The sequence below is a fragment of the Bacteroides sp. Phil13 genome (genome assembly GCF_001940965.1).
Taxonomy (GTDB): domain Bacteria; phylum Bacteroidota; class Bacteroidia; order Bacteroidales; family Bacteroidaceae; genus Bacteroides; species Bacteroides intestinalis.
Window position 1 is genome coordinate 15669 of sequence record NZ_MSHA01000028.1, and the last position, 13312, is coordinate 28980.

The 13312-nt window shown below is 42.5% G+C and carries 10 protein-coding genes; 5 read left to right on the top strand and 5 right to left on the bottom strand.

Features of this window, described 5'->3' with window-relative positions:
* The first annotated feature begins 148 nt into the window (after positions 1–148).
* From BWI44_RS04375 to BWI44_RS04385, 3 genes are read left to right on the top strand one after another with little or no spacing between them, the layout of a single operon-like run.
* A complete protein-coding gene (locus BWI44_RS04375) occupies positions 149–2089 on the top strand; it encodes a glycogen debranching enzyme N-terminal domain-containing protein (protein WP_117706764.1) in 1941 nt (646 codons plus the stop codon).
* 14 nt (positions 2090–2103) lie between these two features.
* Complete coding sequence (locus BWI44_RS04380) at positions 2104–3375, top strand: glycosyltransferase family 4 protein (RefSeq protein WP_007666504.1); 1272 nt, start codon at positions 2104–2106, stop codon at positions 3373–3375.
* A gap of 18 nt (positions 3376–3393) precedes the next feature.
* Positions 3394–4794: a glycoside hydrolase family 57 protein gene (locus tag BWI44_RS04385; protein ID WP_195209258.1), complete on the top strand. Its 1401-nt coding sequence runs from the start codon at positions 3394–3396 to the stop codon at positions 4792–4794.
* Positions 4795–4881: 87 nt separating this feature from the next.
* On the opposite strand, the gene bamH is transcribed toward BWI44_RS04385, so the two are convergent.
* Entirely contained in the window at positions 4882–6429 is a 1548-nt protein-coding gene (gene bamH, locus BWI44_RS04390; RefSeq protein WP_195209259.1) for a BamH family beta-barrel-assembly machinery protein, read from the bottom strand.
* Between the two features lie 20 nt (positions 6430–6449).
* On the bottom strand, positions 6450–7274 hold the full coding sequence (locus BWI44_RS04395; RefSeq protein ID WP_007666498.1) for a glycogen/starch synthase: 825 nt from the start codon (positions 7272–7274) through the stop codon (positions 6450–6452).
* A 246-nt stretch (positions 7275–7520) separates the two neighbouring features.
* Between BWI44_RS04395 and panC the strand changes: the two genes are divergently transcribed.
* Together panC and panD are read left to right on the top strand one after the other, a co-directional pair.
* Positions 7521–8366: a pantoate--beta-alanine ligase gene (panC, locus tag BWI44_RS04400; protein WP_007666497.1), complete on the top strand. Its 846-nt coding sequence runs from the start codon at positions 7521–7523 to the stop codon at positions 8364–8366.
* A 27-nt stretch (positions 8367–8393) separates the two neighbouring features.
* On the top strand, positions 8394–8747 hold the full coding sequence (gene panD / locus BWI44_RS04405; RefSeq protein WP_007212709.1) for an aspartate 1-decarboxylase: 354 nt from the start codon (positions 8394–8396) through the stop codon (positions 8745–8747).
* A gap of 332 nt (positions 8748–9079) precedes the next feature.
* Here panD and BWI44_RS04410 read toward each other — a convergent pair whose 3' ends face one another.
* The 3 genes from BWI44_RS04410 to rpmA form a co-directional block, all read right to left on the bottom strand.
* Entirely contained in the window at positions 9080–11386 is a 2307-nt protein-coding gene (locus BWI44_RS04410) for a bifunctional dihydroorotate dehydrogenase B NAD binding subunit/NADPH-dependent glutamate synthase (protein WP_195209260.1), read from the bottom strand.
* Between the two features lie 233 nt (positions 11387–11619).
* Entirely contained in the window at positions 11620–12894 is a 1275-nt protein-coding gene (gene serS / locus BWI44_RS04415) for a serine--tRNA ligase (RefSeq protein ID WP_195209261.1), read from the bottom strand.
* Between the two features lie 144 nt (positions 12895–13038).
* Complete coding sequence (gene rpmA / locus BWI44_RS04420) at positions 13039–13308, bottom strand: 50S ribosomal protein L27 (RefSeq protein ID WP_195209262.1); 270 nt, start codon at positions 13306–13308, stop codon at positions 13039–13041.
* Between the last annotated feature and the right edge of the window lie 4 nt (positions 13309–13312).

Below are 13312 nucleotides of genomic sequence, written 5' to 3' on the forward strand. Positions count from 1 at the left end.
TTAAGTAAAAAACGAAAATAAATGAACTTTTTATTTTGCGTATTGTCTTTAATTTGTATTTTTGGGCATCACTACCATACCCGTAAACATAGTAGGCGAGGTATGGAGCATGATGCCTGAACAATTAACCTTTAAATAATGCACAACTATGAGTTATTTACGATTTGACAAGACTCTGATGATCAATCTGGAAGAATCTTTACCAAGGGAGATACTCCGGACAAATAAATCAGGAGCCTATCATTGTACAACGATTGTAGATTGTAACACACGCAAATATCATGGACTATTGGTGATTCCTGTCCCCAATCTCGACGATGAAAATCATGTGCTGCTGTCTTCTTTGGATGAAACGGTAATTCAGCACGGTGCGGAGTTTAACCTGGGGTTGCATAAATATCAAGGAAACCACTTTAGTCCGAACGGACATAAGTATATCCGCGAATTTGATTGCGAACATATCCCGGCGACAACTTACCGTGTTGGAGGAGTTATTCTCCGCAAAGAAAAGATCTTTGTACACCATGAAAACAGAATTTTAATTCGTTATACCTTGGTAGATGCCCATTCGGCAACCACACTTCGTTTCCGCCCTTTCCTGGCATTTCGTAGTGTACGCGAATATACGCACGAAAATCCACAGGCAAACCGCGACTATCAGTTGATAGAAAATGGTATAAAAACTTGTATGTATCCCGGTTATCCTGAGCTCTTCATGCAATTGAATAAGAAGAATGAGTTTCACTATCAGCCGGACTGGTATCGTGGTATCGAATACCCTAAAGAACAGGAACGTGGATATAGTTTTAATGAAGATTTGTATGTTCCCGGATATTTCGAAGTGGATATAAAGAAGGGTGAGAGTATTGTTTTCTCTGCCGGTATCTCTGAGATTTCTCCGCGTAAGTTGAAACAGACATTTGAAGCGGAAGTGGAAGATCGTACGCCACGCGACAGTTTTTATCACTGTCTGCAGAACTCGGCCCACCAGTTCCATAACAAGCAGGGTAATGATCATTATGTATTGGCCGGATATCCCTGGTTCAAGTGTCGTGCCCGCGACCTGTTTGTATCTTTGCCTGGATTGACGCTGGCAGTAGATGAACAGAATGAGTTCGAAGATGTTATGGTAACTGCTGAAAAGGCTATACGTGAGTTTATCAATGGTGAGCCCGTCAGCTATAAGATCTACGAAATGGAAGATCCCGATGTATTGTTATGGGCTATATGGGCATTGCAACAATATGCTAAAGAAACCTCTCGTGAACAATGTCGCCAGAAATATGGCCGTTTGCTGGAGGATATCATGGATTACATCCGTAGCCGTAAGCATGATAATCTTTTCCTGCATGAAAATGGTCTGCTATATGCCAATGGAACAGAGAAAGCTATTACCTGGATGAATTCTACGGTAAATGGTCGTCCGGTAACACCACGTACAGGATACATTGTGGAAGTGAACTCTTTGTGGTATAATGCACTTCGCTTCATAGCCGATCTGGTCCGTGAAGCTGGTAATGTTCATCTGGCAGATGAACTGGATGCCCAGGCTGAAATAACCGGGAAGTCCTTTGTAGAGATTTTCCGTAATGAGAGTGGTTATCTGTTCGATTATGTAGATGGATATATGATGGACTGGAGCGTCCGTCCCAATATGATATTTACCGTTGCCTTTGATTATTCTCCGCTGGACCGGGCACAGAAAAAACAAGTGCTTGATATTGTGACGAAAGAGTTGCTTACTCCGAAAGGTCTGCGTACTCTCAGTCCGAAGAGTGGGGGGTACAATCCTAATTATGTTGGTCCTCAGATTCAGAGAGATTATGCTTATCACCAGGGTACAGCCTGGCCTTGGCTTATGGGTTTCTATATGGAGGCGTACCTGCGTATTTACAAGATGAGCGGTGTATCATTCGTGGAGCGTTATCTGATTGGTTTTGAAGATGAGATGACGAGTCATTGTATTGGTTCGCTCCCCGAACTCTTTGATGGTAATCCACCGTTCAGAGGTCGTGGTGCAGTATCTTTTGCTATGAATGTGGCTGAAATACTGCGCATCTTGAAATTGTTGTCTAAGTATAATTTATAAGAGGAGGAACGAAAATGAAAGTTTTAATGTTTGGATGGGAGTTCCCCCCGCATATCTTAGGTGGCTTGGGAACTGCCAGCTACGGTCTGACGAAGGGAATGTCCCAGCAGGAAGATATGGAAATTACTTTCTGTATTCCAAGGCCGTGGGGCGATGAAGACCAGAGCTTCTTGCGTATCATAGGCATGAATAGCACTCCTGTAGTGTGGCGTGATGTAAACTGGGATTATGTTCAGGGACGTGTAGGTTCTTATATGAACCCCCAACTCTATTATGATTTACGTGATCATATTTATGCCGATTTCAATTATTTGCATACTAATGATCTCGGTTGTATCGAGTTTTCCGGCCGTTATCCGGCCAACTTGCACGAAGAGATCAATAACTATTCTATTGTAGCCGGTGTTGTGGCACGTCAACAAGAGTTTGAGATCATCCACTCACATGACTGGTTGACGTATCCTGCAGGTATTCATGCCAAACAGGTATCAGGCAAACCGTTGGTAATCCATGTGCACGCCACCGACTTTGACCGTAGCCGTGGTAATGTGAATCCCACTGTGTATGCCATTGAGAAGAATGGAATGGATCATGCCGATCACATTATGTGTGTAAGCGAGCTGACTCGTCAAACGGTTATTCATAAGTATTTCCAGGATCCACGCAAGGTATCTACCGTGCATAATGCAGTTTCTCCGCTTCCGCAGGAAATACAGGATATCGTACCGCAGAAGAAACCGAATGAAAAGGTGGTGACTTTCTTAGGTCGTATTACTATGCAAAAAGGACCTGAGTATTTCGTAGAAGCTGCTGCAATGGTATTACACCGTACTCGTAACATCCGTTTCGTAATGGCGGGTAATGGTGATATGATGAACCAGATGATTCGTTTGGTAGCTGAACGCGGTATTGCCGACCGCTTCCATTTCCCCGGTTTCATGAAAGGAAGTCAAGTGTATGAAATGCTGAAGGCAAGTGATGTGTATATCATGCCCTCTGTTTCGGAACCATTTGGTATTTCTCCTTTGGAAGCTATGCAGTGTAGTGTACCTACCATTATCTCTAAACAATCCGGTTGTGCCGAGATTTTGGAGAAATGTATTAAGACCGATTATTGGGATATCCACGCTATGGCAGATGCGATTTATGCTATCTGTACTTATCCTGCCCTTTATGAATACTTGCGTGACGAAGGTAAGAAGGAAGTGGATGCCATTAAGTGGGAAGATGTGGGATTGAAAGTGCGCCGCATCTACGAAGAGGTCATTAAACAATATAATAGATAACAATAAAACAATATAGATATGAGAACCATCTGTCTTTATTTTGAGATTCATCAAATCATTCACCTGAAACGCTATCGTTTCTTTGATATAGGTACGAATCATTATTACTATGATGATTATGCCAACGAATATAGTATCAACGAAGTTGCCGAACGTTCCTATATTCCTGCATTGAGTGCGCTCATTGACATGGCAAAGAATTCCGGAGGTGCATTTAAGGTAGCTTTATCGATTTCCGGTGTGGCTTTGGAACAGTTGGAAATCCATGCACCGGCTGTCATTGATCTGCTACATCAGTTGAATGACACGGGATGTTGTGAGTTCCTCGCCGAGCCTTATTCTCATGGGCTTTCTTCTTTGGCAAATGAGGATTGTTTTAAAGAAGAAGTGAAGCGTCAGTGTGCTAAGATGAAACAAATGTTCGGTAAGTCACCGAAGGTATTCCGTAACTCCAGCTTGATTTACTCTGATGAAATAGGAGGACTGGTAGCAAGTATGGGCTTTAAAGGTATGTTGACTGAAGGTGCCAAACATATTTTGGGTTGGAAGAGCCCGCACTATGTATATCATTGCACTCATAACCCCAACTTGAAATTGTTGCTGCGTGATTTTAAACTTTCAGATGATATAAGTTTGCGTTTTTCTAACTCGGAATGGAGTGAGTATCCGTTGTTTGCAGATAAATATATTGGCTGGATTGATGCTTTGCCACAGGAAGAACAGGTTATCAATATCTTTATGGAACTGAGTGCTTTGGGAATGTCCCAGCCACTTTCATCCAATATCTTGGAATTCCTGAAGGCGTTGCCTGCTTGTGCAAAAGATAAAGGTATTGCATTCTCTACGCCAACAGAGATTATCAGTAAATTGAAATCGGTATCCCAACTGGATGTGCCATATCCTATGTCTTGGGTTGATGAGGAAAGAGACACCAGTTGCTGGTTGGGTAACAGTATGCAACGCGAAGCTTTCAATAAGCTATATAGCATTGCTGAACGTATCCATTTGTCTGATGACCGTCGTATCAAGCAGGATTGGGATTATTTGCAGGCAAGTAATAACTTCCGCTTTATGACTACGAAAAATAGTGGTGTAGGTTTGAATAGGGGTATTTATGAATCTCCGTATGATGCTTTCACCAACTATATGAATGTTTTGGGTGATTTCATCAAACGGGTAGAGTCGCTTTATCCAATGGATATAGACAATGAGGAACTGAATGCCTTGTTGACGACTATTAAGAATCAAGGTGATGAAATTGATGAATTGCATAAAGAATTAGAACAATTACAGACTAAGTTGGAAAAAGGGGAAGCTGCTCCGGTAAAGGCTGTCAAAGCAACAACAGCTAAAACTAAAGCCCCGGCAGCAAAGAAACCAGCGACAAAGAAAGTGACTAAGAAAGAAGTTGCTAAGTAGTCCACTTCTTTTAGAGTATATCAACAAAAAAGCCTTCCGTTCAAATGAACGAAAGGCTTTTTTGTTGATATACTTTTTAGGAAAAGCTTACTTATTAAATGTGGTGTAAGTTACCTCCAACTTTAGTGGATTCTTAACTTTGTCACCTTCTTTAGCCGGGCCACCTTTCAGTTTAGCATATCCTGGTCTCAAGTCATTCTGGATGCCAGTCATTGTTTTAGTGTTGTTACTTGTATCGTAACTGATTGTAACAGGGATCAGGTATACTGTTTTCCAGTCTTCTTCCCATTGTTTATCTTTCTCATCAGTCCAAGCACTGCCAGCTTCTTCTTTTGCTTTTTTCTTTGCAGCATCCTTTCCTTTGATGCAGGTTGTAACCAAACGGGCAATATTATTAAATGTATATTGGTTAGTTGTTACATTATTATGTGCCACTGTAAAGGAAGTGACATTGTCCGGTAACTTGTTTTCTTCAAAGAAACTCTTGAATTCTACTTTACGTAACAATAAAACCTCACTTGGAGCACTCATACTGAATTCATAATCACTTTTTTCATTGTAATTAGTGAAAGTCAGTTTTACGGCATTAAGCGTATCATTAGATAACTTTTCATAGATTTCGTCATATGGCAAAATTGCTTCTGTGAAAATTCCGGCAGGAGATTTGATGTATGTCCAATCTTCTATCTTGGCAAGCTCTGCAATTTTATCAGAATTGAGGAATTGATTAGCTTGAATAACTTCTTTTGTAGAAGCAAATTCAGTTTGCCATCTATAAGCTGTAGAATCCTGACCTTCGAAACCTTCCTGTTTACGTTTATAAGGTACTTTGGTAGTATCATTCAATACATAGTACTGATATTTCATTTGTAAGTCTACACGGTCTACGTAAAGTACGGTTCCGTCTCCATAATCGCTTTTTATATATACACCTTTGAATACATTTTCAATGAAAGCATCGGAGTTCTTGAAATATTCGGGATGACTCTGGCAAAGATCAATCCAATCATTTCCAAATTTGTCCTTGTCGAGTGTGAAAATAACACTTGGATAGTATGTTTTGTTACCATTACTATCGGTTTCGTTCCTTTCTTCATCCGTTACGCTTGTATCATAAGCTGTATAGGCTCTGCGACCCAATAATGACTTTGTAGGATTCAGCCAGTCATAATAATCTGTCGGCTTGATATTGGTATAACGGTTACGCTCTAATTTTTTGTCCAATTCATATGCACTCATACGGCAGGCATTCAGAGAGTCACCGAACCATGTAGAGTAGAAAACAACTAAACGTACACCTGCTACTGTATCATCAGTCAAAATACCGGTTTTCTTATCAAAATCATACTTCTCAGGAAAACTGAAGTCATCTATACAGTTCAATTCCGTCAGGAAGCTGGCTTCGTAATACCCGAATTGAGGATCTGTAAAACGGCCTACATATCCGGTACTGGTTTTTGCAAATACAGAATCAGCAACCACAGAACGTGTAGTCACATCGAATGTTGTCGTATGTGCGCTAATACCGTCAGATCCGGGTAACATTCCTATTCCTAACGTTCCGGTATTATCATCGCAACCAAAGAAAGTAAGGGTTGCTGCTAAAAGCAATGCTCCTAAGTACTTAACTTTCATAGTTTTCTTTGTTATCTTGTTTATTTTTGTTCTGTTTCCCACACTTTATCGTAGAACTCATTACAAGCCTCGGCAAATGTTTCGGGAGTTTGATATTCTAAAATCGGTTTTCCTGCCTGGCGGGCATATTCCATAACCTCTTCGTTAACATTTTCACTTTGCTGAATTACTCCATCCGAATAATCGATAGCCAGTTTACACAGCGTAGCATAGTCTACAGGAGCTTTCAGATGAGCCATATCTTTTTTTGTAACGCCTTTCAATACCAATCTGTTTACAAAATCAGCATTGAATGATTCTTTGAAGTCATCTTCAAAAACAGAAAATACTACTTTAGCGTCACGGAATGAAGGCTCGTCCTTATATGCTTTCTTGATATACAAAGGAGCTAAGGCAGTCATCCAGCCATGACAATGGATGATATCCGGGCACCAGCGTAACTTCTTTACCGTCTCCAGTACACCGCGTGCATAGAATATAGCACGGCTGTCATTATCTCCATATTCCACGCCATTCTCATCAGCAGCCTGCAAGCGATTCTGGAAATAATCATCGTTGTCGATGAAATATACCTGCATGCGGGCAGATTGAATGGAAGCAACTTTAATAATAAGGGGGTGGTCGGTATCGTCAATAATCAGATTCATACCGGAGAGGCGTATCACTTCGTGCAATTGGTTTCTGCGCTCATTGATATTCCCCCATTTAGGCATGAATGTTCTAATTTCTCTGCCTTTTTCCTGGATTGCTTGAGGTAGGTTTCTGCCTACAAGGGACATTTCGGATTCTGGTACGTAAGGAGTAATCTCTTGGGTAATAAATAAAACCTTATTCGCCTTTGTCATAATAACAATGTTCTCAATTATTCTGCAAAGATATAAAAAAAATCGGGCACTTGAGCAAATAAGGCGACTCTATAATTCCTTATGAATTGTTAACTGCTTGTTAATCAGTGATGCTTTGTCTCAAAGAGGAGTGCTGCTTAAGTAGAACTTTTGCATTAATTTGCGATATTTCTTCTTTATATGCTAAATAATAGTTTATTTTGCACCGCTTTTGCGAACAACTAAGTTATTATATAACCTATAAAAATGGAAATAGTACATACTATCAAGGACTTGCAGGCCGGACTTTCGGATTTACGGGCCCAAGGTAAAAAGGTAGGATTGGTGCCTACAATGGGTGCCCTGCATGCCGGTCATGCGTCATTGGTGAAACGTTGTGTTGCTGAAAATGATGCTGCGGTAGTGAGTGTTTTTGTAAACCCGACACAGTTTAACGACAAGAACGATTTAGAGAAATATCCCCGTACGCTGGATGCCGATTGTGCTTTGTTGGAAGCTTGCGGTGCTGCGTTTGTATTCGCTCCTTCGGTTGCGGAGATGTATCCCGAACCGGATACGCGCCAGTTTAGCTATGCGCCGTTGGATACGGTGATGGAAGGTGCGTTTCGTCCGGGACATTTCAATGGTGTTTGCCAGATTGTGAGCAAGCTGTTTGATGCAGTGAAGCCGGACCGCGCTTACTTCGGAGAGAAAGATTTCCAGCAGTTGGCTATCATTCGTGAGATGGTGCGTCGGATGAATTATTCGTTGGAAATAGTGGGTTGCCCTATTATACGTGAAGAGGATGGGCTGGCTCTGAGTAGTCGTAACGCACGTTTATCTGCTGAAGAACGCAAAAATGCTTTAAAAATATCGCAAACATTATTTGAAAGTCGTACCTTTGCGACTTCTCATACAGTTGCTGAGACTCAGAAGTTTGTAGAAGATACTATTGCGGCCGCTCCCGGTTTGCGTCTGGAATACTTTGAACTGGTGGATGGCAACACGTTGCAGAAAATAGCCAATTGGGAAGATACGGCGTATGCTGTAGGTTGCATTACAGTATTCTGTGGTGAGGTTCGCTTGATTGACAACATTAAGTATAAAAAGTAATAAACCTAAAAAGAGAGATCAGACCTTATGATGATTGAAGTGCTGAAGTCGAAAATCCATTGCGCTCGTGTCACAGAAGCTAACCTCAATTATATGGGAAGCATTACGATTGACGAGGACTTGCTGGATGCGGCCAATATGATTGCCGGTGAAAAAGTGTACATAGCCGACAACAATAATGGCGAACGTTTTGAAACCTATATTATTAAAGGTGAACGTGGTTCGGGCAAAATATGTCTGAATGGTGCGGCAGCCCGTAAGGTGCAGCCGGACGATATCATCATTATTATGTCGTATGCTTTGATGGATTTTGAAGAAGCCAAATCGTTCAAGCCGTCGGTGATTTTCCCTGATCCGGCAACGAACAAAGTGGTGAAATAAACGGGAAGAAAAACGGTGAAAAACTTGACTTTAGCTGTTTGATTCCGTATCTTTGTCCATGTAATCCTGATTTAGTTTCGGGAACGAAGATAGTAAGAGGAGTGACGCAAGTTGCCCCTCTTTTTTTGTGCCTGTATGTAGGGTTTATCAGAAGATACTATGTTTGGGTTCATAATATACCATGTAATCGCTCGAAACATACCATCTGTTTAGGGCAAATGAATGATGTAATCGGAGTAAACAGATCATCTATTTTGGAAAAAGAAAAGCGGAAAGACCGAAATCTTCCCGCTTTGTTAATGTTATGTAAACTTGCTCTTGACAAATTCTGCTTATTTGCTCAGTTGCTCATGCATAGCAGCAGCGGCTTTTCGTCCGTCGCCCATAGCAAGAATAACGGTAGCACCACCACGAACAATATCACCACCGGCATAAATGGTCGGAATAGACGACTGCATGTTCTCATTTACTGCAATCGTGCCTTTGCGTCCCATTTCCAGTCCCGGAATGGAAGAAGGTACAATCGGATTAGGAGAAACTCCGACGCTGACGATAGCCAGGTCTATATCAATAGTTTCTGTTGCACCTGGGATTGCTACAGGGCTACGGCGTCCGGAAGCATCCGGTTCGCCAAGCTCCATTTTTTGCAGAATAACTTGTTTCACCTTTCCTTGTTCGTCGGCAATGTATTCTATCGGATTATGCAGCGTGAGGAACTCCACACCTTCTTCTTTGGCATGTTTTACCTCTTCGATACGCGCAGGCATTTCCTCTTCGGAGCGACGATAAATAATCATAGCACGTTCGGCCCCCAAACGACGTGCAGTACGTACTGAGTCCATAGCTGTGTTTCCGCCACCGATAACGGCTACGTTTTTACCGAAAGGAACCGGAGTATCAGAGTCTTCGCTTGCTGCATCCATCAGGTTGACACGCGTCAGGTATTCATTGGATGACAGAATATTGATGGAATTTTCTCCCGGAATATTCATAAAGTTAGGCAATCCGGCACCGGATGCCACGAATACACCTTTGAAACCTTCTTCTTCCAACTGTTCCACACTGATAGTCTTACCTATGATACAGTCTTTAATAAAGTTAACCCCCATCTTGGCAAGATTGTCAATCTCCACATCCACCACTTTGTTCGGCAGGCGGAATTCGGGGATACCATACTTCAGTACACCGCCTATCTCGTGAAGAGCTTCAAAGACAGTAACATCGTAACCATATTTAGCCATATCTCCGGCAAAAGAAAGTCCGGCAGGTCCGGAGCCAATGACGGCAATCTTAATACCATTCTTTTCTTTGATTTCCGGTACGGAGATTTGCCCGCTTTCACGTTCATAGTCAGCGGCGAATCGTTCCAGATAGCCGATAGCTACCGGCTTTTCTTTCATTTTCAGGTGGATACATTTTGACTCGCACTGTTTTTCCTGCGGGCAAACACGACCGCAAACAGCAGGCAGGGCACTGGTTTCTTTCAGCGTCTTGGCAGCTTCAAGTATTTCTCCGCGTTCAATGTTTTTGATGAAACGAGGAATATCAATACCTACGGGACAACCTTCCATGCAACCTGGGTTTGCGCAATCGAGGCAACGCTTAGCTTCCGTCAGGGCTTGTTCCTCTGTCAGCCCCTGATTTACTTCCTCTTTGCGACTATGTGAGCGGTATTCCGGATCGAGTTCGTTCATTTCAACACGCGGAATAGCGGTACGTTCTTTGGGTTTCATTGCCTTGCGAAGTTCCAAACGCCATGCGGCATTACGACTTTTCTCGTCTACTTCCTGTGCAGATTCCGGTATAACTTTGCAAGATTCGCCTTCTTCAAGTTTGTGCATTTCCTCGCGTTCGATGCTCTTGAAAGCACCCATGCGCTTCAACATCTCGTCGAAGTCTACCTGATGGCCATCAAATTCCGGGCCGTCTACACAAACGAATTTGGTCTTTCCGCCGATGGTGATGCGGCAAGCACCGCACATACCTGTACCATCCACCATGATCGTATTCAGCGAAACATCGGTCGGTATTTCATATTTCTTAGTCAGCAAACAAACAAATTTCATCATGATGGCGGGGCCGATGGCAAAACATTTGTCCACTTTCTCTCGTTTAATGACTTCCTCAACGCCTTCGGTTACCAATCCTTTGCGTCCGTATGAACCATCATCGGTCATAATGATGACCTCGTCTGCGCTTTCACGCATTTCTTTTTCAAGGATAATCAGCTCTTTACTACGTCCGGCAAGTACGGCGATCACGCGGTTACCGGCAGCTTTTAAAGCCTGTACGATAGGGAGCATGGGAGCTACGCCTACACCACCACCTGCACAAACCACTGTTCCGAAGTTTTCAATATGAGTAGCTTGTCCCAACGGACCTACCACATCGGTGATGTAATCGCCCTCATTCAGTTCGCAAAGGCGGGTAGAGGAGAGGCCAACTTCCTGTACTACCAAAGTGATAGTACCGCGTACGGTGTCAGCCGCTGCAATTGTCAATGGCATACGTTCGCCTTTTTCGCCTACACGTACAATGACGAAGTGTCCTGCCTTACGTGAACGGGCTATTAAAGGTGCCTCAATCTCTAATTTAAAAACCTTTTCAGAAAAATGTTCTTTGCTAATGATTTTGTTCATTATCTATAAAATTTGTTGGTATAATTACGTAATTACTTTCAGAATGTTACGGATTGCAAAGATACGGGTTATTTGGTAAAAACAAAGAAAGTTTCTTCTAAAAAGCTGTGTAACTGATGTGGGCGAATGATAATTCGCTCCTACCAGGCCATATCGACGTAATAGTATAAACGTCTGAGGTTACCTGTGTAAGAGCGAATCATTATTTGCCTGCCAGTATAGCGCAGTTATTTTTAGTCAATCATTTCAAAACCCGTATACGGCACCAGTGCCTTTGGGATACGGATACCTTCCGGAGTTTGATTGTTTTCCAGTAAAGCGGCAACGATACGTGGTAATGCCAATGCAGATCCGTTCAATGTATGGCAAAGTTCTGTTTTCTTTTCTCCACTGCGGTAACGGCATTTCAAGCGATTAGCCTGATAAGTATCGAAGTTAGAAACGGAACTTACTTCCAGCCAACGCTTCTGTGCCTCGGAATAAACCTCGAAGTCGAAGCAAAGGGCGGCTGTAAAGCTCATGTCGCCGCCACACAGGCGAAGGATGCGATATGGCAATTCCAGTTTCTGCAACAATCCTTCTACATGGTCCAGCATCTCTTTGTGAGACTGTTTGGAATGTTCCGGCTTATCAATGCGTACCAATTCTACTTTAGAAAATTCGTGCAGACGATTCAAACCGCGCACATCTTTACCGTAAGATCCGGCTTCGCGACGGAAACACTGCGTGTAAGCACAGTTCTTGATCGGAAGTTGCTTTTCTTCTAGAATCACATCACGATAGATATTTGTTACGGGAACTTCAGCTGTCGGAATGAGATATAAATCGTCTACTTCACAATGGTACATCTGACCTTCCTTATCGGGCAACTGGCCTGTTCCGTAACCGGAAGCTGCATTTACCACTGTCGGAGGCATGATTTCCAGATAGCCAGCCTTGCGGGCTTCGTCCAGGAAGAAGTTGATCAGTGCGCGTTGCAACTGTGCACCTTTTCCTTTGTAAACCGGGAATCCGGCTCCTGTGATTTTTACGCCCAAGTCGAAGTCTATCAAATCATATTTCTTCGTCAGTTCCCAATGAGGCAGTGCATCTTTGGGAAGTTCGGTCTCCATGCCACCCATTTTCTCTACTACATTATCTTCAGCGCCTACACCTTCGGGTACTTCATCATAAGGTACATTAGGGATAGTATAGAGTAGATTCTGCATATCTTCGGCGGCCTGATCCATTTCAGCCTGCAAAGTCTTGTTAGTTTCTTTTAGCTCGGCTACACGACTTTTGGCAGTTTCAGCTTCCTCTTTCTTTCCTTCCTTCATCAGTTGTCCGATAGATTTGGAAATAGAGTTCACTTCAGAGAGGTTATTATCTAATACAGACTGTGTGCTACGTCTTTTGTCGTTAAAGGCAATTACTTGGTCTATTGTCTCTTTAGCATTTTTGAAATGCTTCTTTTCCAGTCCGCGGATCACCGCGTCGGTGTTTTCTGTAATTTGTTTGATGGTAAGCATATCTTGATACTTTGTTTTGATTAAAATCTTGATTTGAGAGCACAAAGATAAGTAAAAAACAAATAAGGTGTTGTTTTTGTTATAAAAAGAAAGGGATGCAATCCATTGGATTACATCCCTTTTCTTTATTTTTTATTCTGAAACTTACGCTTCTGCGTTTTCAGCGGGGATTACAGATACATAACGTCTGTCTTCCTTGGTTACTTTGAACTGTACAGTTCCGTCTACTAAAGCGAAAAGAGTGTGGTCTTTACCCATACCGATGTTGTTACCCGGGTGGAATTCAGTACCTCTTTGACGAACGATGATGTTACCAGCTTTGCAAACTTCGCCACCAAATATCTTAACGCCTAATCTCTTGCTCTGTGATTCGCGGCCGTTCTTAGAACTACCGACACCTTTTTTATGTGCCATTTCT